Source organism: Vibrio sp. ZF 223, from assembly GCF_003050585.1.
In the GTDB taxonomy this organism is placed as follows: domain Bacteria; phylum Pseudomonadota; class Gammaproteobacteria; order Enterobacterales; family Vibrionaceae; genus Vibrio; species Vibrio crassostreae.
Genome location: NZ_PIGB01000011.1, coordinates 1 through 25,648 on the forward strand (window position 1 = coordinate 1; position 25,648 = coordinate 25,648).

Annotated in this window: 21 protein-coding genes, 2 tRNA genes and 2 rRNA genes; 15 read left to right on the forward strand and 10 right to left on the reverse strand. The window is 43.4% G+C overall.

The features are described 5' to 3' along the window. The 6 genes from CWO13_RS18495 to CWO13_RS18520 all read left to right on the forward strand — a co-directional run. Positions 1-1,471: ribosomal RNA gene (locus tag CWO13_RS18495) — 23S ribosomal RNA — on the forward strand; the annotation flags it as partial. A gap of 163 nt (positions 1,472-1,634) precedes the next feature. Next, positions 1,635-1,750, forward strand: a 5S ribosomal RNA gene (rrf, locus tag CWO13_RS18500). A 67-nt stretch (positions 1,751-1,817) separates the two neighbouring features. Continuing rightward, positions 1,818-1,894 (forward strand) — tRNA-Asp (locus CWO13_RS18505). A 34-nt stretch (positions 1,895-1,928) separates the two neighbouring features. Then, positions 1,929-2,005: transfer RNA gene (locus CWO13_RS18510), tRNA-Trp, on the forward strand. A gap of 187 nt (positions 2,006-2,192) precedes the next feature. After that, complete coding sequence (gene mepA / locus CWO13_RS18515) at positions 2,193-3,032, forward strand: penicillin-insensitive murein endopeptidase (RefSeq protein ID WP_048669225.1); 840 nt, start codon at positions 2,193-2,195, stop codon at positions 3,030-3,032. Between the two features lie 273 nt (positions 3,033-3,305). Next, positions 3,306-3,614 (forward strand): hypothetical protein, encoded by a 309-nt coding sequence (locus tag CWO13_RS18520; RefSeq protein WP_048658856.1) that lies wholly within the window; start codon positions 3,306-3,308, stop codon positions 3,612-3,614. 40 nt (positions 3,615-3,654) lie between these two features. Here the strand turns inward: CWO13_RS18520 and CWO13_RS18525 are convergent, their stop codons facing one another. The 3 genes from CWO13_RS18525 to rdgC form a co-directional block, all read right to left on the reverse strand. Beyond that, complete coding sequence (locus CWO13_RS18525; protein ID WP_108083358.1) at positions 3,655-3,909, reverse strand: YfhL family 4Fe-4S dicluster ferredoxin; 255 nt, start codon at positions 3,907-3,909, stop codon at positions 3,655-3,657. A 28-nt stretch (positions 3,910-3,937) separates the two neighbouring features. Further along, complete coding sequence (trhP, locus tag CWO13_RS18530) at positions 3,938-5,341, reverse strand: prephenate-dependent tRNA uridine(34) hydroxylase TrhP (RefSeq protein WP_108083359.1); 1,404 nt, start codon at positions 5,339-5,341, stop codon at positions 3,938-3,940. A gap of 206 nt (positions 5,342-5,547) precedes the next feature. Beyond that, entirely contained in the window at positions 5,548-6,462 is a 915-nt protein-coding gene (gene rdgC, locus CWO13_RS18535; RefSeq protein ID WP_048669223.1) for a recombination-associated protein RdgC, read from the reverse strand. A gap of 194 nt (positions 6,463-6,656) precedes the next feature. Here rdgC and phoB point away from each other — a divergent pair, with 194 nt between their 5' ends. The 3 genes from phoB to CWO13_RS18550 are packed head-to-tail and all read left to right on the forward strand — an operon-like array spanning position 6,657 to position 9,651. Continuing rightward, the gene (phoB, locus tag CWO13_RS18540) at positions 6,657-7,346 is read left to right on the forward strand and encodes a phosphate regulon transcriptional regulator PhoB (protein ID WP_004735064.1); all 690 of its coding nucleotides are present in this window, start codon (positions 6,657-6,659) and stop codon (positions 7,344-7,346) included. A 32-nt stretch (positions 7,347-7,378) separates the two neighbouring features. Beyond that, the gene (gene phoR / locus CWO13_RS18545; protein ID WP_019823041.1) at positions 7,379-8,677 is read left to right on the forward strand and encodes a phosphate regulon sensor histidine kinase PhoR; all 1,299 of its coding nucleotides are present in this window, start codon (positions 7,379-7,381) and stop codon (positions 8,675-8,677) included. Then, positions 8,674-9,651 carry a PstS family phosphate ABC transporter substrate-binding protein gene (locus CWO13_RS18550; RefSeq protein WP_102432986.1) on the forward strand — a complete coding sequence of 326 codons (978 nt, stop codon included), beginning with the start codon at positions 8,674-8,676 and terminating at the stop codon, positions 9,649-9,651. Before phoR ends, CWO13_RS18550 begins: the two co-directional genes overlap by 4 nt. Positions 9,652-9,729: 78 nt before the next feature. On the opposite strand, the gene ppx is transcribed toward CWO13_RS18550, so the two are convergent. Both ppx and ppk1 read right to left on the reverse strand, forming a co-directional pair. Further along, positions 9,730-11,241 carry an exopolyphosphatase gene (gene ppx / locus CWO13_RS18555; RefSeq protein ID WP_108083360.1) on the reverse strand — a complete coding sequence of 504 codons (1,512 nt, stop codon included), beginning with the start codon at positions 11,239-11,241 and terminating at the stop codon, positions 9,730-9,732. Continuing rightward, positions 11,232-13,328: a polyphosphate kinase 1 gene (ppk1, locus tag CWO13_RS18560; protein WP_108083361.1), complete on the reverse strand. Its 2,097-nt coding sequence runs from the start codon at positions 13,326-13,328 to the stop codon at positions 11,232-11,234. Before ppk1 ends, ppx begins: the two co-directional genes overlap by 10 nt. Before the next feature lie 199 nt (positions 13,329-13,527). Here ppk1 and CWO13_RS18565 point away from each other — a divergent pair, with 199 nt between their 5' ends. The 4 genes from CWO13_RS18565 (at position 13,528) to phoU (ending at position 19,156) form a co-directional block, all read left to right on the forward strand. Then, a complete protein-coding gene (locus tag CWO13_RS18565) occupies positions 13,528-15,744 on the forward strand; it encodes an ABC transporter permease subunit (RefSeq protein WP_102432989.1) in 2,217 nt (738 codons plus the stop codon). Positions 15,745-15,854: 110 nt separating this feature from the next. Further along, entirely contained in the window at positions 15,855-17,564 is a 1,710-nt protein-coding gene (gene pstA / locus CWO13_RS18570; RefSeq protein ID WP_080967680.1) for a phosphate ABC transporter permease PstA, read from the forward strand. Further along, complete coding sequence (gene pstB, locus CWO13_RS18575) at positions 17,565-18,383, forward strand: phosphate ABC transporter ATP-binding protein PstB (protein WP_048663744.1); 819 nt, start codon at positions 17,565-17,567, stop codon at positions 18,381-18,383. It begins immediately after the preceding gene. Positions 18,384-18,457: 74 nt separating this feature from the next. Continuing rightward, the gene (phoU, locus tag CWO13_RS18580) at positions 18,458-19,156 is read left to right on the forward strand and encodes a phosphate signaling complex protein PhoU (RefSeq protein WP_009848270.1); all 699 of its coding nucleotides are present in this window, start codon (positions 18,458-18,460) and stop codon (positions 19,154-19,156) included. An 8-nt stretch (positions 19,157-19,164) separates the two neighbouring features. Here the strand turns inward: phoU and CWO13_RS18585 are convergent, their stop codons facing one another. Then, positions 19,165-19,656, reverse strand: coding sequence for a hypothetical protein (locus CWO13_RS18585; protein WP_102432995.1), 492 nt, complete (start codon positions 19,654-19,656; stop codon positions 19,165-19,167). A gap of 375 nt (positions 19,657-20,031) precedes the next feature. Between CWO13_RS18585 and CWO13_RS18590 the strand changes: the two genes are divergently transcribed. Next, positions 20,032-20,727 (forward strand): hypothetical protein, encoded by a 696-nt coding sequence (locus CWO13_RS18590; protein WP_108083362.1) that lies wholly within the window; start codon positions 20,032-20,034, stop codon positions 20,725-20,727. A 77-nt stretch (positions 20,728-20,804) separates the two neighbouring features. On the opposite strand, the gene CWO13_RS18595 is transcribed toward CWO13_RS18590, so the two are convergent. The 4 genes from CWO13_RS18595 to CWO13_RS18610 form a co-directional block, all read right to left on the reverse strand. Then, positions 20,805-21,362, reverse strand: coding sequence for a porin family protein (locus CWO13_RS18595; RefSeq protein ID WP_102432991.1), 558 nt, complete (start codon positions 21,360-21,362; stop codon positions 20,805-20,807). Positions 21,363-21,488: 126 nt separating this feature from the next. After that, entirely contained in the window at positions 21,489-22,418 is a 930-nt protein-coding gene (locus CWO13_RS18600; protein ID WP_102432992.1) for a LysR family transcriptional regulator, read from the reverse strand. A 100-nt stretch (positions 22,419-22,518) separates the two neighbouring features. Continuing rightward, positions 22,519-23,262 (reverse strand): copper homeostasis protein CutC, encoded by a 744-nt coding sequence (locus CWO13_RS18605; protein WP_108083363.1) that lies wholly within the window; start codon positions 23,260-23,262, stop codon positions 22,519-22,521. A 316-nt stretch (positions 23,263-23,578) separates the two neighbouring features. Beyond that, complete coding sequence (locus CWO13_RS18610; RefSeq protein ID WP_048658845.1) at positions 23,579-24,187, reverse strand: peroxiredoxin C; 609 nt, start codon at positions 24,185-24,187, stop codon at positions 23,579-23,581. A 210-nt stretch (positions 24,188-24,397) separates the two neighbouring features. On the opposite strand from CWO13_RS18610, the gene CWO13_RS18615 reads away from it, so the two are divergent. Then, positions 24,398-25,303, forward strand: coding sequence for a hydrogen peroxide-inducible genes activator (locus tag CWO13_RS18615; RefSeq protein ID WP_048663742.1), 906 nt, complete (start codon positions 24,398-24,400; stop codon positions 25,301-25,303). Positions 25,304-25,648 lie beyond the last annotated feature (345 nt).

Below are 25,648 nucleotides of genomic sequence, written 5' to 3' on the forward strand. Positions count from 1 at the left end.
TAGGTGGGCCTGGCGACGGTTGTCCAGGTTCAAGTACGTAGGCGGGTGGTTTAGGTAAATCCGGACCGCTACTAACGCTGAGATACGATGTCGAGCTACTACGGTAGTGAAGTCATTGATGCCATGCTTCCAGGAAAAGCCTCTAAGCTTCAGATTGTAAGGAATCGTACCCCAAACCGACACAGGTGGTCGGGTAGAGAATACCAAGGCGCTTGAGAGAACTCGGGTGAAGGAACTAGGCAAAATGGTACCGTAACTTCGGGAGAAGGTACGCTCTTATCAGTGAAGTCCCTTGCGGATGGAGCAGACGAGAGTCGCAGATACCAGGTGGCTGCAACTGTTTATTAAAAACACAGCACTGTGCAAAATCGTAAGATGACGTATACGGTGTGACGCCTGCCCGGTGCCGGAAGGTTAATTGATGGGGTTAGACTTCGGTCGAAGCTCTTGATCGAAGCCCCGGTAAACGGCGGCCGTAACTATAACGGTCCTAAGGTAGCGAAATTCCTTGTCGGGTAAGTTCCGACCTGCACGAATGGCGTAATGATGGCCACGCTGTCTCCACCCGAGACTCAGTGAAATTGAAATCGCTGTGAAGATGCAGTGTACCCGCGGCTAGACGGAAAGACCCCGTGAACCTTTACTACAGCTTGGCACTGAACATTGAACCTACATGTGTAGGATAGGTGGGAGACTTTGAAACCGCGTCGCTAGATGTGGTGGAGTCGTCCTTGAAATACCACCCTTGTAGTTTTGATGTTCTAACGTTGGTCCCTGAATCGGGATTACGGACAGTGCCTGGTGGGTAGTTTGACTGGGGCGGTCTCCTCCCAAAGAGTAACGGAGGAGCACGAAGGTGGGCTAAACACGGTTGGACATCGTGTGGTTAGTGCAATGGCATAAGCCCGCTTGACTGCGAGAATGACAATTCGAGCAGGTGCGAAAGCAGGTCATAGTGATCCGGTGGTTCTGAATGGAAGGGCCATCGCTCAACGGATAAAAGGTACTCCGGGGATAACAGGCTGATACCGCCCAAGAGTTCATATCGACGGCGGTGTTTGGCACCTCGATGTCGGCTCATCACATCCTGGGGCTGAAGTCGGTCCCAAGGGTATGGCTGTTCGCCATTTAAAGTGGTACGCGAGCTGGGTTTAGAACGTCGTGAGACAGTTCGGTCCCTATCTGCCGTGGGCGTTGGAAAATTGAAAGGGGCTGCTCCTAGTACGAGAGGACCGGAGTGGACGAACCTCTGGTGTTCGGGTTGTCATGCCAATGGCATTGCCCGGTAGCTAAGTTCGGAATCGATAACCGCTGAAAGCATCTAAGCGGGAAGCGAGCCTTGAGATGAGTTTTCCCTGACGCTTTAAGCGTCCTAAAGGGTTGTCGTAGACTACGACGTTGATAGGCAGGGTGTGTAAGTGCTGCGAGGCATTGAGCTAACCTGTACTAATTGCCCGTGAGGCTTAACCATACAACACCCAAGGGGTTTTGTGGACTCAAAACTATTTGTCTCCGCTTTTTAAAAGCAGAAACAAAGTACAAACGCTTGAATGAGTTTGAAGAGACTTTTAAATCAGTTTTCCAGATTATTTTGCCTTCAGTTTTTTAAAAACTGAAAGTAAAAGCAAAATTTGCTTGGCGACCATAGCATTGTGGACCCACCTGATTCCATGCCGAACTCAGAAGTGAAACACAATAGCGCCGATGGTAGTGTGGGGCTTCCCCATGTGAGAGTAGGACATCGCCAGGCTTTAAATTAAATCTTTAGGTTGACCAACCTGGAGATATGGACGCTCACTTAGTGAGTTGACCACTGCGGAGTGGTAGTTCAGTTGGTTAGAATACCGGCCTGTCACGCCGGGGGTCGCGGGTTCGAGTCCCGTCCACTCCGCCACTTATTCAGAGTTTCAGCTCTTTAAAACTGAAATAGGGGTGTAGCTCCAATTGGCAGAGCAGCGGATTCCAAATCCGCGTGTTGGGAGTTCGAATCTCTCCACCCCTGCCATATTTAAGGCTCTAGTCGAAAGACTAGAGCCTTTTTACTTTCTGGTGGCGAAATACTTCATAATCCCCTTTCAGCTTCTTCCACCTCAAATACCTCTCTGTCTATCCCCAAAAAGTTACCAATAATCGTCAACTCTTCTCGAATGCCGACTAGTATAGATAATATGCATCACTTACATGGAACGGTTATGAGGTTATCTTTTGTTTTAGTTGTCCTGTTTTATTCATTTTCTGCTTTGGCAACCCCATGGGAAGAAGAAAAAATCCCGACAAGAAACTCAACCTCATCAATAGGTAGTTATGCTAATGGCTGCCTTGATGGAGCACAGGCTCTACCTATTAATGGTTTGGGGTATCAAATCATTCGTCCCCAAAGAGAACGCTACTATGGTCATACAGAAGCTATAAAGTTTATCGAGAGGTTAGGTGTAACTACTAGCGAGAAACTCAATACTAATTTATTGGTCGGTGATATTTCTCTTCCTAGAGGAGGGCGCTTTTCTTCCGGTCATTCAAGTCATCAAACCGGGTTAGATATTGATATATGGTTAAGGTTAACGAGTAAGAGATTGTCAGAAAACGAGTTAGCTGTGCCTAAACCTGTGAGCGTTGTGGATCTTACTAACTACAAATTGCGTCAATCGAATTGGACTGATGAGCATTTTCAAGTTATTCGTTATGCAGCGAAAGATGAAAAAGTGGTGCGTATTTTTGTTCATCCAGTGATTAAGCAAACCCTTTGTGATCAAGAAGATTCTGACGCAGATGATAGAGCTTGGCTTGGAAAAATCAGACCTTGGTGGGGACATCATTCACATTTTCATGTTCGCTTGAAGTGCCCTGAAGGGAGTTCAAACTGCATAGCCCAAGCAAGCCCTCCTAAAGGTGATGGTTGTGGAGACGAACTTGCAAGTTGGGCTCCGAAAACTATACCTGTTCCTCCTCCTAAAAAAGTCGTAAAAAGTAAGAAAAAGAAGAAAGTTAAAGTGATGCCAAGTCAATGTTTAGCCTTGATATCTAATAAGTAATCGTATCTATCAAGGTTAATTACAGTGGTAACGACACTGGCTTTCTCGTCTCTGAAACTGGAGAAATGTCACACTTTTGTCTAGAGTTTATAAACACTAGATTAAGAACATCGTTTGATATTAATAAAATCAATTACGGTATCAGCAACGGCGATGACGAATTTGACAAGGTTTGGTCAGGGATGGAGTGTTTTGGGGTGAAAGATGCGGCTTATATGCAGTATGCGAAATCAGAGTCTGATACCCGTCGATAGATAATTCAAGGATAAGACTATGACTATGATTTGTGCCAAGGAATTTTCAGAATGGTTAAGACATAGGTTCAACGCTGAAAGTTCTGGTATTTCGATTTCGAGAGATGACATTACCCAACTGACAGGTAGACAACGCTTAGACCCTAGCTTCGTGAATGATGTTCACTATGAATTGATGCAGTATGGAATGGCATTTGTGACTGACACTGGGCGGGAACACTTTTATCTAGTTCCTGTTTCTCAGTCGATAAATTGGCGGGAGCGACTCGAATATCAATTTGAAAAAGAGCTCTTCTGCAATATTTATCCAATCGAAAAGTCAGGATAAAAAAAAGGTTCAACTTACAATAAGTTGAACCTTTTCTCTTTTAGGTCAAGCCTTGAATGATAACAAACTTCTCAAGTAGCACATCATCAGTTTCAATATGGTTGGGGTCAGTGATTATGCATTTTGTAATCGGGCATACAGATTGACACGTTGGCTTCTCATAGTGACCTTTACATTCAGTACATAAATCTGGATCGATCTCGAAGATACTGTCACCCATAGTGATTGCACCATTTGGGCATTCAGGGTCACACATATCGCAGTTTATGCACTTGTCAGTGATTAACAGAGCCATTGCTTACTTCTCGGTTTTCTAAGTAAAGTTACTTACCTGATGCGTTACGTGTGTCTTGGCCTTCGCTCAAGTTACGCATCAACAAGCCGTACTCTAGATCTAGATCTGCTGGTACAGGGATAAATACAAAGTGACCGTTACCTTTCGCATCTTCTACTGCTTCAGACTTACGGTTTTCCATCATCTCTAGCGTGAAAACAACGTTACCTTTCGGTGTCATCATTTCTAAGCTATCGCCAACTAGGAATTTGTTCTTCACTTCTACTTCCGCTAGGTCACCGCGGCGCTTACCTGTGAATTCACCAACAAACTGTTGAGTGTCTGAGATAGAGTAACCGTACTCGTAGTTTTGGTATGTATCATGAGTGTGGCGGCGTAGGAAACCTTCAGTGTAACCACGGTGAGCTAGGCTCTCTAGTGTACCCATTAGGCTTTCATCGAACGGCTTGCCTGCTACAGCGTCATCGATCGCTTTACGGTAAACCTGTGCTGTACGTGCACAGTAGTAGAAAGACTTAGTACGACCTTCGATTTTCAGAGAGTGGACACCCATCTTCGTTAGGCGTTCAACGTGTTGGATCGCGCGAAGATCTTTTGAGTTCATGATGTAAGTACCATGCTCATCTTCAAACGCTGCCATTTTCTCTTCTGGCTTATGTGACTCAGAAAGTAGAACGACTTCGTCGGTTGGTTTACCAAGACCTAGTGTGTTGTCTGGACGTTCGTCTTGAACTTCTACTTCTTGAATCTCAACAGCAGTAGGGTTTGCTTCAACGATCTGACCGTTTTCGTCTTCTTTTGCCGCTTCTGTTTTGTATTCCCAACGACAAGCGTTAGTGCAAGTACCTTGGTTTGGATCGCGTTTGTTCATGTAGCCAGAAAGTAGGCAACGACCAGAATACGCCATGCAAAGTGCACCGTGAACAAAGATCTCTAGCTCTGTTTCAGGGCAGTGTTCGCGAATCTCTTCGATCTCTTCAAGAGAAAGCTCACGAGATAGAATCACACGCTCAACGCCTTGAGTTGACCAGAACTTAACGGTCGCCCAGTTTACTGCGTTTGCTTGAACAGAAAGGTGGATTGGCATCTCCGGGAATGCTTCACGAACCATCATGATAAGACCAGGATCTGACATGATAAGAGCGTCTGGGCCCATATCGACAATAGGTTTAAGGTCGCGAATAAATGTTTTTAATTTAGAGTTGTGCGGCTGAATGTTACATACAACATATAACTTTTTGCCTTGAGCATGAGCTTCATCGATACCAATTTGTAGGTTTTCGTGATTGAACTCGTTGTTACGAACGCGAAGGCTGTAACGTGGCTGGCCTGCGTAAACTGCATCTGCGCCATAGGCGAATGCGTAGCGCATGTTTTTAAGGCTTCCTGCCGGTGATAATAGTTCAGGTACAAATGGTTTTTGTGTAGTCATTGCTTCGTTCTCTAATCTGATCTCAAGTCAGGTTGATACCACCAAGTGATATCAAAGGGGCGCAAATTTTACGCTAAAACGAGTTTGGTTGATAGCCCTAAAGATAGCAATGACATTAAGAAGAGGGCAGAGAGATAAATATAAGCAAGAGTTTGCTAGGAAATAAGCTCAGATACCATCGAAATCTGAGCTTTTAAAATCACAGATTAAGCGTTTGGTTGAGTTAACCCGCCAAGTGATTCAAATAAGTTCGGAAGGAAAACGCTGAACTCACCACATAGAAGTGAGAAATCAGCATCAAAACGCGCAGCTTGGTCTTCACGAGGGATATCATCGTTTTCATCTTTAAGTTCATCGCTGAATTTTAGGCGCTTGATGCTGCCGTCTTCTGCCAGAATGAATTCAATACGATCTTGCCAGTTGATAAGAAGTTTAGTCACCATCTTATTAGCTTCGATGTGGTTCTTAATCTCGTCCGTTTCTAGTTCTTGTTTCTTAACTCGAACAATACCGCCGTCTTCCTGAATCGACTTAAGCTCAGCTTCATCAAGCATTGTGATACCTTGAGGTGTATCACCTGATTTAACCCACTCGGTTAGAGTCGTTTCAATCGCTTGCTCAGGAATAGCGGGCACGACTGGTAGGCTACCCATTGTTTTACGTAGCAATGCTAATACGTCTTCTGCTTTTTTGTAGCTGCTAGCATCAACCACAATGAAACCTTCTTTTGGCATGATCAGCGCATAAGTAAAGTTACTGCGGCTGAATGCACGAGGAAGCAAATCAATGATAATGTCTTCTTTTAGGCTGTCTTTCTCTTTCTTTTTAAGAGGAGTGCCAGATTCAGCTTCAAGCGTTTCTACTTTTGCGTTCAGCGATTCTTTGATCACAGAAGCCGGTAGCATTTTCTCTTCTTTCTTTGCACAAATTAGAATGCGGTTTTCTGATACGTGCGTCATCATATCGCCGTGTCTACCCATTGCATGTACCCAACCAAACTTCTGTTTGTCTTGGCTACCACAAGGAGTAAAGCGGAATTCTTCAAGTTGTTTCTCTAGCTGATCTGCGTTGAAATCAATATCACGGTTGAAGCGATAGACTAGGCAATTTTTAAACCACATAAATTTTTCTCATACCTTTTTAGAAGTGCTTCATGATATGAGATCTAATTCGATTTGTCCTTAGCTCTGTATCAAAAGTTGTAAAGTGAAACGTTTGAGACAGTTATATGAAAATTTGTTTTCAAAGGTCACAAAAGTGTCATAATTAACTCAGATAATGCAATGCGTTGATTAAATACAAAGGCTATTCAATTATGTCGAGAAGGATTCTGGTCGTTGAAGATGAAGCACCTATTCGTGAGATGCTGTGTTTTGTACTTGAACAAAAAGGCTACCAAGCAGTAGAGGCTGAAGATTACGATACAGCGGTAAACAAGCTATGTGAACCTTTCCCAGATCTAGTATTACTAGATTGGATGCTACCTGGTGGTAGCGGGATAAACTTTATCAAGCACATGAAGCGTGAAGAGTTAACTCGCAACATCCCAGTGGTGATGCTGACGGCTCGTGGTGAAGAAGAAGATAAGGTTCGCGGTTTAGAAGTTGGCGCTGACGACTACATTACCAAACCATTTTCGCCAAAAGAGTTAGTAGCTCGCCTGAAAGCGGTTATTCGCCGAGTAACCCCAACCGCATTGGAAGATGTGATTGACGTTCAAGGTCTTAAACTAGACCCTGTATCACACCGTGTTACCGCGAGTGAAGGTCCAGTAGATATGGGCCCAACAGAATTCAAAATGCTGCACTTCTTTATGACGCACCAAGAGCGTGTATACAGCCGAGAGCAATTACTGAATAACGTCTGGGGCACCAACGTTTACGTTGAAGATCGTACTGTTGATGTACATATTCGACGCCTGCGTAAAGCACTTGAATCTGCAGGTCACGACAAGCTAATCCAAACGGTTCGCGGTGCGGGCTACCGTTTTTCTACAAAGGCTTAGTGTGGCTCGCTACCCAGTTTACGGAGTCCTGAATGGTTGAAAAGTTAACCTGGAAAAAGCTGGCTTGGGAGCTGGCTTTTTTTTACGCACCTTGGGTTTTAGTCGGTTGGATATTCGGCTACCTACCTTGGTTACTGCTGGCTGCCACGGTATTGCAGCTCGGCTGGCATCTACATAATCAAATGCGTTTGTCCGCATGGTTGTGGGATGAGAAGCGTCTAACGCCACCATCAGGTTCTGGGAATTGGGAATCTCTGTTCAACGGTATTTATCGTATGCAGCAGAGACAGCGTCGCAAGCGTAAAGAATTGACCAATCTTATTCGCCGTTTCCGTAACGGTGCAGAATCGCTTCCCGATGCCGTTGTGGTATTTCGCGGTGAAGGTAATATCGTTTGGTGTAATAAGCTCGCTCAATATTTACTTGGGTTTCGCTGGCCGGACGATTCAGGACAACCGATTTCTAACTTGATCCGCACGCCGGACTTCATTAAGTATCTTAATAAACAAGATTTTTCAGAACCGTTAGAGATGCCTTCGCCACTGAATGTGGAGCGTATGCTTGAGTTGCGTATTGTGCCGTATACCGAGGGTGAACACTTAATGGTGGTACGTGATGTTACTCAGCTAAAGCAGCTAGAAGGTATGCGTCGTAACTTCTTTGCTAACGTTTCTCACGAGCTACGTACTCCAATGACCGTACTTCAGGGCTATCTTGAAATGACGGAAGATCCAGACATGGTCGTTGGGCCTATGTGGCCTAAAGCTCATGGTGTGATGACCGAGCAATTGAATCGCATGAACAGTCTGGTCAATCAACTACTCACGCTTTCTAAAATTGAAGCTGCGCCAATGCATGAGCTTGATGAAGTGGTCAACGTTCCCGCTATGCTTGAGGTTCTTGAGAAAGAAGCCGCGAGCTTGAGTGGTGACCGCGAACACAAGCTTGAATTTGATATTGATAAGAGCCTACGTGTATTAGCTGATGAAGACCAATTGAGAAGTGCGATATCGAATTTGGTTTATAACGCAGTGAAATACACACCACCGGGCGCGACGGTTAAGGTGCGTTGGTACCAGACCAGTCAAGGCGCGTGTTTGGATGTGTCCGATACTGGGGACGGTATTGAGCCACAACACTTACATCGACTCACAGAGCGTTTCTACCGTGTAGATAAAGCACGCTCACGTGATACTGGTGGTAGTGGTCTTGGATTAGCGATTGTGAAACACGCGCTTAGTCACCATGACTCACATTTAGAAATTCAAAGTGAAGTGGGCGTCGGTAGTCGATTCCATTTTACTTTACCAAATCGACTGACCGTATCATGAGTTGCTCGATACGCAGGATGCGTTTTCCAGTCAGCTCATTATTAGCGTTTGTTTTAGTTAACCCTGTGCATGCCGAACAGGGTGTCGATTCTCTTCCTGATTATTCTAAGGTTCCGGGAATTTCTGGGAGCTTATTATCGGTCGGTTCGGATACCTTAGCGGGTATGACGACGTTATGGGTGGAAGAGTTCAAGTCCTACTACCCAAATGTTAACGCTCAAGTCCAAGCATCGGGTTCTTCTACTGCTCCTCCAGCCTTAACCGAAGGGACTGCACATCTAGGGCCAATGAGTCGACCGATGCGCCTGCGAGAAATTGAAGCATTTGAAAGGGAGCACGGATATAAGCCAACAGCACTGCGAGTTGCTATCGATGCGATTGGACTTTTTGTGCATCGTGATAACCCTATTGAGGGGCTCAACTTTCGTCAGATTGATGGCATCTTTTCCGAGACTCTACGCTGCGGAGCGACTAAGCCTCTCAATAGCTGGCAAGATCTCGGAATCGAACAACCATGGGCAAAACATCGATTCCAACTGTTCGGCCGCAATTCAGTATCGGGTACCTACGGTTACTTCAAACAGAATGCGCTGTGCGGTGGTGATTTTAAAAATCGCGTGAATGAGCAGCCTGGTTCCGCATCCGTTGTGCAATCGGTCGCTTCATCAATCAGTGGGATCGGTTACTCAGGTATTGGCTATCGTGTAGCAGGTGTAAAGCTTATTCCTATTTCAGAGCATGGTTCTGATTATGTAGAGCCGACTCGAGCGAATATTTTGAGCGGTGATTACCCTCTATCACGCTTTCTTTATGTGTACGTGAACAAACACCCAGATAAACCGCTTTCTCCTGTTGAGAGAGAGTTCCTCACTTTTGTATTCTCAAAGCAAGGGCAAGAACTGGTAGAGAAGGATGGCTACTTAGCGATACCGTCTGAGTTCGCAGAGCAAGAGTTGGCGAAAGTCGGGCTCTGATTGAGGTCACTGCGAACGTAGAAAAGAAACCTATGAACAGCTTGCGATCTCGCAGGCTGTTATTATTTTGATTGTTCGTTATTTTAGTTTCAACGACCATCCAGCGTTGTTCCAACGTTGTTGCTCTTCTCTGAGTTCATACTCAAGCAGTTGGTTTTCAGCCAACCAGTTGATTGTATCGCCTCCCAAGTACCAATCCTCACCTTGCTTAATGGTTAACTTTACATTCGGTATTGGCGATTGGCTTCGCTGTCGATTGAGCAGGATTGCCATCCTCAATATTCGAATTAATAACGTTACCTGTCCTGTATTGAATAGCGTAAGATCCGGCAAGTCACTAAGCTTAATCGCTTTTCGTTGATAGCGAACTAATGTTGAGATCAGACGTTGTTGCTCAGTATTGAAACCTGGCATTGTCGTGTGCTTAAGCAGATAAGCCGAATGGCGGTGATAGCCTTGAAATGCAATGCTTTGTCCAACCTCATGAAGTAATGCAGCCCAACCAATAAGGTCATACAGTTCATTGGTTATCGCAGTGGTTACTTGAGGTTGTGCTTGCTTCAGTAATTCGACAGCGACAGCTTTCACTTTCTGGCTATGAACCAAGTCAACATGGTATCGAGAGACTAGCGTTTCGGCGGTTCTTGTTCGAACATCAATATCCTTAAACCTATCTTCCATATCATAAAGAACCCCCTCTCTTAGCGCACCATCAGAGAAGTGTAACTCATTGATATTTAGCGTATCTATGGCTGCAGAAAGAATGGTGGCACCAGCAGCAAACACCGGTTTTCTTTCATCGCTTAAACCTGAAAGGTTTAATTCCTTAGATGATGGAAACTCACACAAGTGGTTTTTTAAATAGGTTAGACGTTGCGGCGTAATGAGACCATCGGCAAACCCTAAGCCAATGAGTACCTCTTTTATTGATTTCGCGGTACCGGATGAGCCAAAGGCGACACCCCAAGAGGCTTTCTTGTATTTTTCAATTAATGGCATCAACAGGCGAGTAGCTGCGGTATAAGCATCGGAGAAGTGTTGTGAAGTTAGTTCCCCGTCAGCAAAGAAGCGCTGAGTGAAGCTGACACATCCCATCGGTAAGCTACGCATCATTTTGGGTGAAAAGCCCTGTCCCGTGACTATTTCAGTACTACCTCCACCGATATCAATAACTAATTTTGATTCGGAGGCTGCTTGAGTGTGCTCCACGCCGTTATAGATAATTCGAGCTTCTTCTTGACCTGAGATGACCTCGATTGGAAAGGGAAACAACGGCTTGGCTTGCTCTAAGAAGTCTTTAGCGTTTTTGGCTTTTCTTAGGGTATGAGTCGCAACGACTCTGACATCATCAAGTTCAAAATCAGCCAGTCGCTCTGCGAACACCTCAAGGCAATCCAAACCCCGCTCGATAGCGGTTTCGGATAAGAAGTTATGCTCATCCAACCCGTCGCCTAATCTCACTTTATGTTTATGTCTGCTGACTAATTGCAGGTGTTGATCGAATACTCGGGCCACCACCATGTGAAAGCTGTTCGAGCCTAAATCGATAGCAGCAATACATCGAGAATGTTTGTTGTCAATTAGCGGCATGATTTCTTCTCTTGTTTGTACTTCTTACGAGCTAGTTTCTCCATACGTTTAATATAGTGGTAAGTGGAGAGTTGTGACGTCGGGTAATCGAGTTGGTTTGCTGGTGCTTCTATGTAAGGGTTGCTCATCGATTGGTCTAGTACTCGAGCTTTGTTGCTGTCATCGAAATGAAACTCGGTAATATCGATAATGGTTTGTTTGATCTTTGGATCCAAAATTGGGGCTGCGACTTCGATCCGATGATCGAAGTTTCGAGTCATCCAGTCAGCAGAAGATATATAGACTTTCGGTTTTCCAGCGTTACCAAAGATCATCACTCTCGGGTGTTCGAGAAAACGATCGACCACGCTGACAATCTCAATCTGCTCACTGATGTTGGGTATTCCTGGGACGATAGAGCACATACCACGAATGACCATTCTCACTTTTACATTGGCTTGGCTAGCCTGATAGAGCTTTTCGATGACCTCTCGATCGACCAAATTGTTGAGTTTTAGAGTGATGCCTGCAGGTTTGTTTTCAGCCGCGTTTTGTATCTCATTATCTATCAGTTGATACAGGCGTTTTCTTGTGTTTTTTGGTGAAACAATCAGTTGTTTGAAATGGGATTTTTGATAAGGATTTTCAATATACTTAAAGACTTGCCTCACCTCTTGAGTCAAGTCTTCATTCGCGGTGAGCAGAGAAAAATCGGTATACACGCGTGCTGTAATTTCATGAAAGTTACCAGTGCCAATATGAGCGTAATGCTCCGTATGCTTGCCTTCTTTTCGTTTGATGAGCAGCAATTTGGAGTGGATTTTTAAACTCGGGATACCATGGATGACTTTTATCCCTGCTTCTTGAAGTTTCTTAGTCCATTGAATATTGGCTTGTTCATCAAAGCGGGCTTGCAGCTCGATAACCACCGTTACTTTTTTGCCATTGTGTGCCGCATCGATGATCGAACTGAGCAGTTTAGAGCCTTCCGCAACACGGTAAACATTTATTTTTATGGCGGTTACTTTGGGATCAAAGGAAGCCTGCCTAACAAGCTCAGTGATGTGATTAAAAGTGTGGTAAGGGTAATGCAATAAGATGTCACGAGCTTTTATCGCTTCGAAATAGTTTGGGTAATGGCTGAAATGTGCACACTTAATCGCGGGAAGTGGACGATTAACCAAATCACGTCGGTTAAGGCTAGGAAATTCGCAGAAATGTTTGAAGTTGTGGTAACGGCCTCCGGCGATGACACTGTCATAGTCAGATAATTTAAGTCTGACTTGTAAAAAATTGAGCATTTCAGCTGGCATTTCTGAGTCATAGATAAGGCGTATCGGAAGTGCGGTAAGACGTTGCTCTAAACCTAGAGACATCAATTCTAATAGACTATTTTCATTGTTCTTTTGAAGATCATAATCGGCATCGCGCGTCATTTTTATCGCAAAGCAACGCAATGAGTCATACTCAAAGAACCCTTTAAGCAAGTCATCTAAACAAAATCGAACTATATTATCTAATAAGATCAAAGTAGTACGCTGTGATCCAGAGGTGTCTGGTAACTTAACAAATCGAGGTAGTGCCTCTGATGGGATTTCAAGTAATACGTATTGAGAAGATGTCTCACGCTCGATATCGATGGCTAAGTAACTTTGCTCATCTTTCAGAATATTGAGTAACTGGCTATCTTCGTTCAAGAGGAATGGCGTTAAGTGCGGCAGCACTTTTTTCTTAAAGTACTTTTTGATCCATTCACTCTGCTCTTCGGTGATTTGCTGCTCGTTGACCAGAAAAATACGATTACGCGCCAGTTCCAATAACAGGTCGTTATACAGTTCATGAAATCGAGTATCGAGCTTACTTGCTTTACTCTGCATTTGAGTCAGTAAGGTTTTCTGCGAGTTGGTTTGTTGCTGTGGATCTTGATGTAAGATCTTTCTTTTCACATCAGCAAATCGGACTTTGTAAAACTCATCGAGGTTTTTTGAGTAAATACCTAAAAAACGAACTCTCTCGATTAAGGGGACTGACTTGTCGGCCGCTTCTTGGAGTACTCTTTCGTTGAAGGATAACCAGCTAAGTTCTTTTGTAACATAGTCTTTTTCCATCGAATGATAATCCTTGAGAGCTGCCTATAGAGGTGATTACTTTAAGTTAGAATGACAAAATGCACAAAATTTATGATCTTACTTTAAGAAATATGGCTAACAAACTTGTTATTAGTTTCAGTTGTTTAACGTAACTTGTAATATAATTGTCATCTAACGTACATATTATGTCAGTAGCTAAAAAAAGGTAGATAAACAGATGGCTTCAGCCCAATTTTCATTGAAAGAGCGCGACAAAAAAAGATGGTTGAAAGATCGTCTCGTCCGTTTTTCAGTGACATGTGGTGCCGTCAGTGTCTTAGCTGCTCTGGTATTGATCTTTGTTTACTTGGCGATGGTCATTTTACCAGTATTTTCTGATACTGGTTTAGAGACAGACCGAGCAGTAAAGAGCGTTGCTGTAGAAAAGGCTATCGCCATATCGGTTGATGAATACGGTCAGCATGCATTTACTATCGAAAAAAACGGTTTGGTGAAATTTTGGGATTTAGAGTCTCAAAATACACACTCTTACTTTGAGCGAAATGTTTTAGCCAATCCAATTGCCTTTTCTCGAAACACCCCATCTGAAAACTGGTTTGCTTTTGCCGATAGCGCAAGCAACCTTACTTTTTTCTACCCTGAGTATAGTGCGCCTGTACTGCAAAAGGGCAGTGAAGCCGAACCTAAAATCGAGCAAATCACTCTCCCTGAGCCATTTTTAAATGACGAATCCTCGAACGAGGCGACAATCGAAAAATTCGCGTTCGCTAAGAATGGACGTGGTATCACGGTTGCCGCTCAGCTAAGTGACCAACGAGTCTTAGTGAAGTGGTACCAAAGTGATATTACGGGTCAGTATATTTTTCAGAAGAGCCAATGGCTATCGGATAAGTTGGGCATACAGCAACAGCTGTTAGTGACACCCGATGGTCAAACCTTATATCTCCGAGCACAATCGGATTTAGTGGTTTTGAAGTTATCAGATAGCGGCTTTAATGTTCGTGAAGTGATTGACCTTAGCTTGAATGATGCGAAGCACTCGGTGAAAAGTATCGATTTGTTGTCTGGGGCCTATTCGCTATTGGTTACGCATGAGGACGGGCAGGTTTCTCAGTGGTTTGATGTTCTCAAAGATGAAAAGCGTAGCTTAACCCATATTCGAGACTTCCAGCTTGCTGAAGAGGTTCAATTTATCCTGCCTGATACTTACAGGAAGGGCTTCTATAGCTTCTACAAAAACGGCACCTTACAGAGCCACTATACGACCAGTGAAAAACTGTCTTTGTTTGAACGGGCATTTGAGAAGTCACCACAATTAGCCGCTATGTCTGCCAATGAACTGCATCTGGCGACGCTGATTGATGGCACCATCAGTGTGGCTAAAGTCGATAACGAATATCCGCAAATCTCATTCTCATCACTTTGGCAAAAAGTCTGGTACGAAAGCTACCCAGAGCCTCAATATGTGTGGCAATCAACGTCGGCTAATGATGACTTTGAAGAGAAATTCAGTTTAGTACCTATCACGTTTGGTACTATCAAAGCCGCCCTGTTCGCGATGATGTTCGCAGTACCTGTTGCTGTACTCGGAGCCATTTATACCGCTTACTTCATGTCTCCTCGAATGCGAAGAGTGGTGAAACCTTCGATAGAGCTGATGGAAGCTCTTCCGACCGTTATCATCGGATTCTTAGCCGGGCTTTGGTTTGCTCCCATTGTTGAAACGCATTTAACGGCCGTTTTCTTGTTAATGGTGCTATTGCCATTGAGCACACTGCTGACTGGGCTTGTGTGGTTCTGCTTACCGAAGATGGTGACCAGTCGTTTTTCTAATGGTTGGCATGCCCTGATATTGATTCCGGTATTGGTGATTACTGTGATTGCAGTATTTATTGCTGAAAATAGTATGGAAGCCTTGCTGTTTGGGGGGGATATTCGTACTTTCTTGGCTAGCTATGGTATCGATTTTGACCAACGTAATGCGCTGGTGGTCGGTTTTGCTATGGGATTCGCGGTTATCCCGACCATTTTTACTATCGCAGAAGACGCGATTTTCTCTGTGCCTAAACACTTATCTGATGGTTCATTAGCTTTAGGTGCAACCGCGTGGCAGACCCTTATTTATGTGGTGTTATTGACGGCTAGCCCAGGTATCTTTTCAGCCATCATGATGGGGCTAGGACGAGCTGTGGGCGAAACGATGATCGTTTTGATGGCAACAGGTAATACGCCGATCCTTGATTGGAATATTCTAGAAGGGATGAGGACGTTATCGGCAACGATTGCTGTAGAGCTGCCTGAATCTGAAGTGGGGGGATCTCACTTCCGCTTGTTGTTCTTGGCTGCACTCTTGCTGTTTATTTTTACGTTTGCGGTGAACTCAGTCGCAGAGTGGGTTCGACAAAGATTGAGAGACAAATATCGTGCACTGTAGTTTTATCGGTTTATCTCAATGTGTATCAACGGCTTTTAGTTGTTTGGCTAGCGCATCTCGTGATCTTTACTGTACCTTGGTTTCAGCGCGTCAGAGCAAGGTCGATTATGATCAATAAACTGAAGTCATTATTATTTTGGGTTAAATCGGGCTCTCCGTGGATATGGCTAACGGGTGGGGCGGTGAGCATCAGTATGCTTTCTGTTCTTGGCCTGATGCTGCTGATTGGTTGGAAGGGCTTGACCTATTTTTGGCCAGCACCTTTGTACCAATGGCAAGTTGATTCCAAAGACTTATCGTTAGTAGTTGACCTTGACGAAACCGTATCGAAACAAGATTTATTGATTGGTCAGTTATATGAACGCAAGTACATCCCGATAGAGCAAGTTCCACAAGTCCATGACCTTTTGTCACCTCAAAATTTGTCGACAGGGCTAATACAGCGCTTAAGCATCAAAGTCGCCAATAGAGAACTGTACCCTGCGGACTTTGTTTCCATTCTGGATGTTAACTTACGTGAACCAACCACTCCACTTGATTGGATTGTGATTGAACGAAGTCGAGGTGGCTATTTCTTTGGTAAGCCAGTGGGTTTTAAAACCGCTTCTGGCACATTTGATTCGAACATAGACCAAAAGCTCGAACAAGGTTTAGCGTTTGCTGATACGTTACGTAAAGAAACGTCGCGTGTTGTGAACCAAGAAATTCGCAATATAAGCTGGCAATTGGAAAACTTGCGTTTAGAAAAGCGTAAGCTTGAACTCAATGAATCAGTGAGCGATGAATATCTTAAAACCTATACTCAAACTAAACTGGAATTAAACCGCCAATTAGGTGAGGCTGAAGTAAAGCTTGAGCACTTGAGAACGCAGCTTAATGTAGAAAGCTTGCTCGTTGAGGATATGACAGGAGAACAGGTCGAAATTTCGCTCAGCCATATTCTGGATTATTGGTACCCGAATAATATGTCCTACCTTGAAAAGGTTGGGCATTGGGGCAAACAAGTTTGGAAGTTCTTGTCAGAGAACCCACGAGACTCAAACTCTGAAGGTGGCGTATTCCCAGCCATTTTCGGTACTGTTTTGTTGGTTATTCTGATGTCGATTGTAGTGATGCCTCTTGGTGTTGTTGCTGCTATTTATCTTCATGAATATGCAAAAAACAACGCCCTGACACGTTTGATTCGTATCGCCGTGATTAACTTGGCTGGTGTACCATCGATTGTGTATGGCGTTTTTGGTTTAGGCTTCTTCGTCTATACCATTGGCGGCTCGATTGATACGTTGTTTTATGCCGAGCGATTGCCTGCACCAACATTTGGTACTCCAGGCCTATTATGGTCTGCTCTAACCTTAGCGGTATTGACGCTTCCAGTCGTTATCGTAACCACCGAAGAGGGCTTAACGCGGATTCCTAGCTCTGTGAGGCACGGTTCATTAGCCCTTGGTGCTACTCAATTTGAGACGCTTTGGCGCATTGTTTTACCAATGGCAAGCCCTGCGATTATCACGGGCTTAATTTTAGCAATCGCGAGAGCCGCGGGGGAAGTTGCTCCACTAATGCTGGTGGGTGTTGTGAAATTAGCATCAAGCTTGCCAGTCGATGGTCAGTTTCCATATCTACATTTAGACAGAAAGTTCATGCATTTAGGCTTTCATATTTATGATGTTGGGTTTCAAACCTCGAATATCGAAGCGGCACGACCTTTAGTGTATGCCACTTCATTTTTATTGGTTACGGTGATTGTTGGATTAAATTTAACGGCCATCAATATCCGAAATAACTTGCGTGAAAAATACCGAACCTTAGGACAAGATTAGATGTTCTCGATTAATGAAACCTTGGGTTACCAAGCACCACTAGATGTTCATAACCTGAAGGATGAGCAAGTTGCTATCTCAATTGAAGGGCTGAATCTTTATTATAAAGAGAGTCAAGCACTCGATGATATTTCAATGCAAATTCCGAAGGGGCAAGTGACGGCTTTTATCGGCCCATCAGGGTGCGGTAAGTCGACGCTGCTGCGCTGTATTAATCGCATGAATGATCTTGTTGAGGGCTGCAAGGTTTCCGGGAAAGTGAAGCTTCATGGCAAGAACGTCTATCACCCTAAGGTAGATGTCGCGACCTTGCGACGTCGTGTTGGCATGGTATTCCAGCGCCCGAACCCTTTTCCTAAATCTATCTATGAGAATGTGGTTTATGGTTTGAGACTACAAGGTGTCAGCAATAGTCGAGACCTGGATGATGCGGTTGAGCGATCTCTGCGTGCTGCTGCACTATGGGATGAAGTGAAAGACCGACTGCATGAAAACGCATTTGGTTTATCGGGTGGTCAACAGCAGCGTTTGGTGATTGCACGTGCGGTCGCGATTGAGCCTGAAGTACTATTGTTGGATGAACCGACATCGGCACTGGATCCTATTTCTACTTTGACGATTGAAGAGCTGATTAACGATCTCAAAACACAATACACCGTGGTGATTGTTACTCATAACATGCAGCAAGCGGCGCGCGTGAGTGACCATACTGCTTTTATTCATATGGGAAAATTGATCGAGTACTCAGATACGGACTCAATTTTTACTTCTCCATTGAAAAATCAGACGGAAGACTACATTACTGGTAGATATGGTTAACCTCTATAGAGGCGTCATTTGGAGCTTAGTCACTCTATAAAAATGGCTTTCTTCATTTCTTTCAAGGAGCAGGTATGCATTTCGGTCGCCACATTTCAGGGCAATTCAATGTCGAGTTAGAGTCGATCCGTACTCATGTATTGACCATGGGCGGGTTAGTGGAGCAGCAACTTTCGTTTGCAATGCAGGCGCTTCATAAAGACGATGTTGAATTGGCTAAAAAAGTGATTCGTGACGACCATAAAGTGAATGCGATGGAAGTGTCGATTGACGAAGCGTGTACCCGAATTATTGCAAAGCGTCAGCCGACAGCGAAAGATCTGCGTTTGATTATGGCGATCATCAAAACGATTACCGATCTGGAACGTATTGGTGATGTAGCCTCTAAAATTGCTCAAGGCGCGATAGAGATCCCTTCGACCAAAGAGCAAAAATTCCATGTTTCGTTAGAGCCGCTATGCCGACAAGCAATCACCATGCTTCACCAAGTATTAGATGCTTTTGCTCGTATGGATGTTGATGCGGCAGCTGAAGTTCATAAGCTTGATGATAAGTTGGATGCGGAATACGAGGCGGTTATTCGTCAGTTAATGACGTATATGATGGAAGATCCTAAGAACATTCCTAATATTTTGCAGGTGATGTGGTCAGCGCGTGCGATTGAGCGAGTGGGAGACCGTTGCCAAAACATCTGCGAATACATTATTTACTTTGTGAAGGGTAAAGATGTACGCCACCTAGGCGATCAAAGCCTTGATGACGCATTGAAGTAGGGGACATCTTAAAAGCTAAGGATTGCACCAAGATTAAAATTGATCGTCGTGTCGTAAGGTACAAAGGTTTTATTGTGATCAAAAATATTCATATCAACACCAGCACGTAACCCAAGCATTGGTGTCGCTTGGTAAACATAGGCACCGCCTAGGCTTAACCCATGTGATGTTTTCTCTTCTACTTCGCCTGAGCGCGTTTTTGTACCGTCATAGCTTGCCACACCAATTTCAGCCTGAAAGCCGTGGGTTTGATTTCTTCCAAACATATTTTGGATACCAATACGATATGCATCGACAGTTTCATCATATCGATCGCTGTCATACCAAAGGTGAGAATAACTTAGGTAAACAGCGCCTAAATTTGCCACATCAGTAATACCCGCCTGTAATCCGAAGCCATGATAAGAACCAATTTTTAGTTCAGGGGATAAATGAAGACCACTTGAAAATGCAGAGGTTGAGAATAAAGCCGAAGTGAGAAGAAGTGTTTTTAGTTTCATGGTACCACCGAAGTAATTTTTGCTCTCCTTAGCATTAGGTCGATCCATGAATGAACCCAGAGAATTAACTGGATAACGGAAATCATTATATGGACTTTGAAAGAGCAGGCTAATTCGCATTGGTTATCTCTGTAATAACGTGTACTTATCAGTGGTTGTTTTCGTTATTTAGCGAATGCTTTGTCTTACGTAGCCTTACAAAACGAGTTTGATAGATAAGCGTCTACTTAACCTTATGTTATTTAATGTATTTGTTCCGATATGATGATGATAATGTCGATGTGGCTCATTAGTGTTTACTATATTCCGATCAATCTTTAATTTATTCTCCTGATGAATTTATCCTCCACATTTATTTTTCAGGTAGATATCAGTATGAAAAAGTTTCTTTTAGTTTTAACTCCCCTTTTCACGTTAACAGCGTGCGGCAGCGTTGCCATCATGGACAAATCAGAAGTGGTTAGTAAGCAACCGCAACTTATTATTAAAACAGATGGTGACTTCTGGGGATTGGGACAAGAAGGAACGTTTGATATTGCAGGTATGTATCAAGGCAAATACAGTCGAAACTCATCAAGCTCAACATGGTTTGATACTGTCTCTTTTAAAGACGGAGAGCTTGCTGCTGAGATCACTAGAAACGACAATGGTCAGATGTGGAACTTAATTTGTTCTGGCGGTGGGACTTCAGTTAACTATATGGGTGTTGATTTCGGTGGCAATAAGCCTTATCGCTGCTCTGTAACCCAAAGGAATGAGAAAGTAGGAGAGTTCGTCTTAGAGCCTCAATCTGGGATGATTAAAGTTAGTTTAGAGAAGAAAGAAGCTGGCTACATACGAGTTGGGTCGAATAAATATGATGTCGAAACTGTCCACTCAAGCAAAGACCTTTTGATGTCAGTTGAAAAACCTTTAGGGTATAGCTTTAAACAAGCTTCACAAGAGGCAGCAGCGGCTCAGACGAATGGAATGCTAACTTTACAGATGATGCCTGAACTTAATGATGATGAGAAAGATACGTTAGTTATTGGTACTATCGCGAGTGCATTGAGTTGGCGTCCAGAAGATTAGAAAAGCGATGGTATTAATTATTTTGCTCACAATAAGAAATAATTGTGAGCAAATAGCGTACCTGATTACGAGAGAGGTTAGAACTTGTAGCCCACGGTTAAAGATAACTGGTCGATATCGTAATCATCCATCATGATGAAATTGAAACGCAGGTCAGTGTATAGGCCGAAATCAAAGTTTGCTCTAACTCCGGTGCCTAGCAATAGAGAAGTATTGTTGTCTTTGATACTTGCACTACCGTCAGGCGTATTTAACGTGATCTTTTCCTCTACACGAGTAAAACCAATAGCACCGTATGGCTTTACATCAAAGCCATTGAGGAAGAATGCATAGCCGATGTCTGTGTCTATTTTGAAGGTTGAAACTTTAGTCTCATATCCATAGCCTTCAAAATTTTCATCTTCTTTACTCGTATCTGATGAGATATTCACACCAAAGATTCGGTTAATGTCATAACCATATTCGAGCTTTAACCCATTACCTAAATCGCTTCGAGAGAAATTTGAATCTAGATGATCGACTTCACTAGAAACAATACCGAAACCAATACGATGTCCAGAATAGTCTTTCTGAGCATAAGCTGATGAAGCAGAAATGATTGCGATAACGGTTAGTGCTGTAGTTAGTAATTTCATATAAATAACGCTCTTAATGTTTAATTATTGCATCCTTATATTTGATTGACTCCCTGTCGATGGAGTGAATATTAAACAGTGTTATATTTTTAAGCTAAATAGGTTCTCGTATATCTGTAATAAGCATTACTTATTAATCTGTTGTAGTAGTGCAGCTTTGATTACATCGAAAAGCCAGGATATGAGAGGGTTATTACGATTTTTAGTATGTATATGACTGTAAACGCTGACATTCTTATGTTTAGTATCAAGATCTACATCTATAGCTCGCAGCGTTGGGTAGTTATCTATGGGGAATAGGTTGGAATGTGGCATGTACATATCGGAGTTCGCTACGACATCGATGATTGCCATCAAAATCTCGGAACGAAAGCCAATACTGTGTGGAATTGAACGTGACTCTAATATGTTGGCTGCATGGCTAAAATTGTCGTTCCAACCAGGAGATATCATTGATGCTATTTCATAACCTGCTAATTCTTCGGGACTGACTGAAGCTTGTTTAATTGGGTGATCTTTTCTTACAAATAATCGGCCTGTAATCTCAACCAGTTTTTTTACATAGATCTCTTTTGATGTAAAAGGTAGCTCGTAAGCAACCCCTAGCAGAACCTCTCCTTTCTGTATATCTTCACAAGATGAAGTAGACCAGCTTACTAGCTCGAGTTTCGAGTTTGGCGCTTGGCTCATGAGTTCTTTGTATAAGGTGCCGGATAAGCAAGCGAGTACCACAGGAGATAGCGCAATCTTTATAGGGTAGTCAATGTCGTTTGGATCAAATTTATTGGATGCATTCACTGCCGTCATCAAGCCATCCAAGTGAGGTGTTATCTCATTGATGAGTTGCTCACTGAACGAGGTAGCTTGCAATCCACCATGAACTTTGACGAAAAGGTCATCGTTGAAGTGGTGTCTTAGCTTTTGTAGGGCTTGGCTAACCGCCGGCTGAGAAACGAATAAACGCTCAGCTGCCTTTCTGGTATTTTTTTCTTGGTAAACAATCAAAAAGGTGCGTAATAGGTTTAAATCAAGAGAGCTGAACAGATCCTTAGCCATAACATTCCATGAGTCGCTATATTCATTCTACTAATATACGTGACTTCCAAGCTTTTACTAGCCATGTTGTGTTTGTGTTCAGTCAGCTCTCGGTGTTCGTCTATTTGTGAAGGGATGTAATCAGAGCTTGAATCTTTGCCGTGCTCGTTACTGGGATTGAGTAGTCGTCTATGTCATCGTGCCCCATTTGAGCTTGAGAGGCTTGCGTCATAAGGCTCGGTCTTGTCGACTTACCAGACAAATGCAGCGCTTCAACGCCAGTGTGCTTGAGGATATCTCGGCCATTGTTAGCGGTAACTCCCGCCCCAGCCATAATGTCTAAGCGGCCTTGAGTAAGCTCAACCATCTCCTTCAGAATATTTTTTCCTTGTTCTGCGTTACTTGCTAAGCCTGAAGTTAAAACACGTTCACAACCAAGCTCGATAATCTGTTCTAGTGCTTTTGGGTAATCATTAAGTTGGTCGATAGCACGGTGAAAGGTCACGCCAAGCTTTAGCTGGTGGGCTTTTGAGGTGAGTGCTTTCATCGCGACCATTTCTATTTCACCTTGAGCGGAAAGTACACCCAATACCACGCCATGTAAACCAGCGTCGGCAGCGGCTTGGATGTCATCAAGCATGCACATCATATCGTCATTATCGAAGATGAAGTCACCTTGTCTAGGGCGAATCATGGCATACACGGGAACTGATGATATGCGAGCGGCTTGCTTCATCATTCCGAAGCTCGGAGTTAACCCACCCAGTGCTAGTGAAGAGCAGAGCTCAATACGATTAGCTCCGCCAGCTAGGGCATTGTGTAGGGATTCTAGGTTATCGATACAAACTTCAATTTCGATGTTCATGCTATTTTACTCGTTCAAATTGAGACTAAGGAAATCATAGCAATCTTGGGATGATTCTGAATAGGTAGGAGCAGAGGAAAATAGAGGTAAAGTTTGGCTTTGCGGTTACCCCTATTCATAGCGGATATGAGCGAGGAATAAATCATTATTGAAGGGGTAGATGCAAAAAGCCCGAAGCGTTAACTTCGGGCTTTTAATAGGACTTTACTTCTTAACTGATTGGCGGTGCGCTTTGCGCTATTAGCTTATGCTTTATGTCTCTTTATAGAGAATCTTCCAACCATTAACCCGCGTTGAGTTCGGGCTTAAGAGGTAATTACTTGCTTAGGTCGTCAGCGTGCTCAGATAGGAATGCTGCAACACCTTGTGGAGATGCGTCCATACCTGATTTACCTTCTTCCCATTGTGCAGGACAAACTTCACCGTTCTTCTCGTGGAAGTTTAGTGCGTCTACCATGCGTAGCATTTCGTCGATGTTACGACCTAGTGGAAGGTCGTTAACTACTTGATGACGTACAAGACCGTCAGCATCGATTAGGAAAGAACCACGGAAAGCAACGCCTGCTTCTGGGTGCTCAACATCGTATGCTTTGCAGATCTCGTGCTTAACGTCAGCAACTAGAGGGTATTTAACTTGACCGATACCGCCATCAGCGATAGCAGTGTTACGCCATGCGTTGTGAGAGAATTGAGAATCGATAGAAACACCGATTACTTCAACGCCTTTAGCTTGGAAATCTTCAAGACGGTTGTCGAAAGCGATTAGCTCTGAAGGACAAACGAAAGTGAAGTCTAGTGGGTAGAAGAAAACTACAGCTTTCTTACCTTTAGTGAATTCTGCGAAGTTGAAGTTATCAACGATCTCACCGTTACCTAGAACAGCTGCTGCAGTAAAGTCAGGGGCTTGACGACCTACTAGTACCATTTTGGAATCTCCTAAAAAATTAGTTGGCCCAACACATCTTTGTTTGGGCTCCGTTTCTACGCGACAAACTATAGTACAATCGGTACTATAGAAAAAAGCGAATTAAATAGATTAAGTTAATCGAAAAAAGCGATAAGCTTATTCTTTATCCTGTTCTTAGGTCTCATGACCTTTACGTAACTTATCCTACTCATATTACAAAGTAATTTCATGAATAAATGGCCAAGTCTTAAGCAACTTCACTATCTTGTTACTCTTCACGAAACTCGTCACTTCAGTGATGCCGCTGATCGCTGCTTCGTGAGTCAATCTACGCTCAGTAAAGGCATTCAAAACCTAGAAGAGCTAATTGGTTGCCCTCTTTATGAAAAGAAGGATAAGAAGAGCCCATTGGTTTTTACTCAAGCGGGTGAGCTGGTGGTCAAGCATGGACGAGATCTACTGGCGAAGGGGCAAGACCTTGTCGAGCTTGGAAACCTATGTAACGGGGATGCGATGCAAGGTCAGCTGCGAGTCGGGTGTATTCCTACCATTGCACCATTCCTTTTGTGCGATTTGGTACAAGAAGCTAACCAACGCTTTCCTCAGCTAAATTTACTGTTACGTGAAGATACGACAACTAACTTATTGGCTGCATTACGTCATGGTGAGTTAGATGTGTTGATTCTGGCTTTGCCTGTCGATATCGATAACATGGAGAGTAAAGTTGTTGGGCAAGATCCGTTCAGAATGGTGATCAGTCGTAATCAAGCAGATGGTATTCGGGTTCCGATTAAATACGATGACCTGCCAGACGAGTCTGTATTTTTGCTGGAGAACGAACACTGCTTAACCGAGCACGCGGTATCAGCTTGTAAGTTAACCGACAAAGAGAAGATAAACCCATTTACCGCTACAAGCCTACACACATTGGTGCAAATGGTGGCCAATGGTTTAGGAACCACCTTTATTCCGCAGATGGCAATCGACCACGGTTTGTTGGAAAACCAAAACCTAGTGGTTATTGATCCCCCTGGTCAGCAAGCCTACCGAGATATCGGTCTCGTATGGCGACCAAGTTCATCACGTCGTGAAACCTTCCATCAGTTGGCCGATGTGGTATCTGAGTTACTTTAAGAGACATCATTTATCAGCGTATTTAATTTATATCTTTGAGCGGCTATTAAAGCCGCTCTTTTATTTATTGATACTGTTAAATAAATTTATTATTAGTTAAATCTAATGAAGCATAAAATAATAAATGGTTATTTTCTTCTAATTGTTATGCTTTTTATCATTCCATCTATTGATAACTGTGATCGAAATTAAGTTAATGATAATTGGGTTTTATAAAAGTTGATATTACATTCCCTGTGTGGATAGTGAACCCGACTAATGATAAAAAAATATTATTGTTAGCTAGGTAAAGTAAATGACCATTATGTTATTTACTTAATGGTCAAAAATAAAATTAAAAGAATA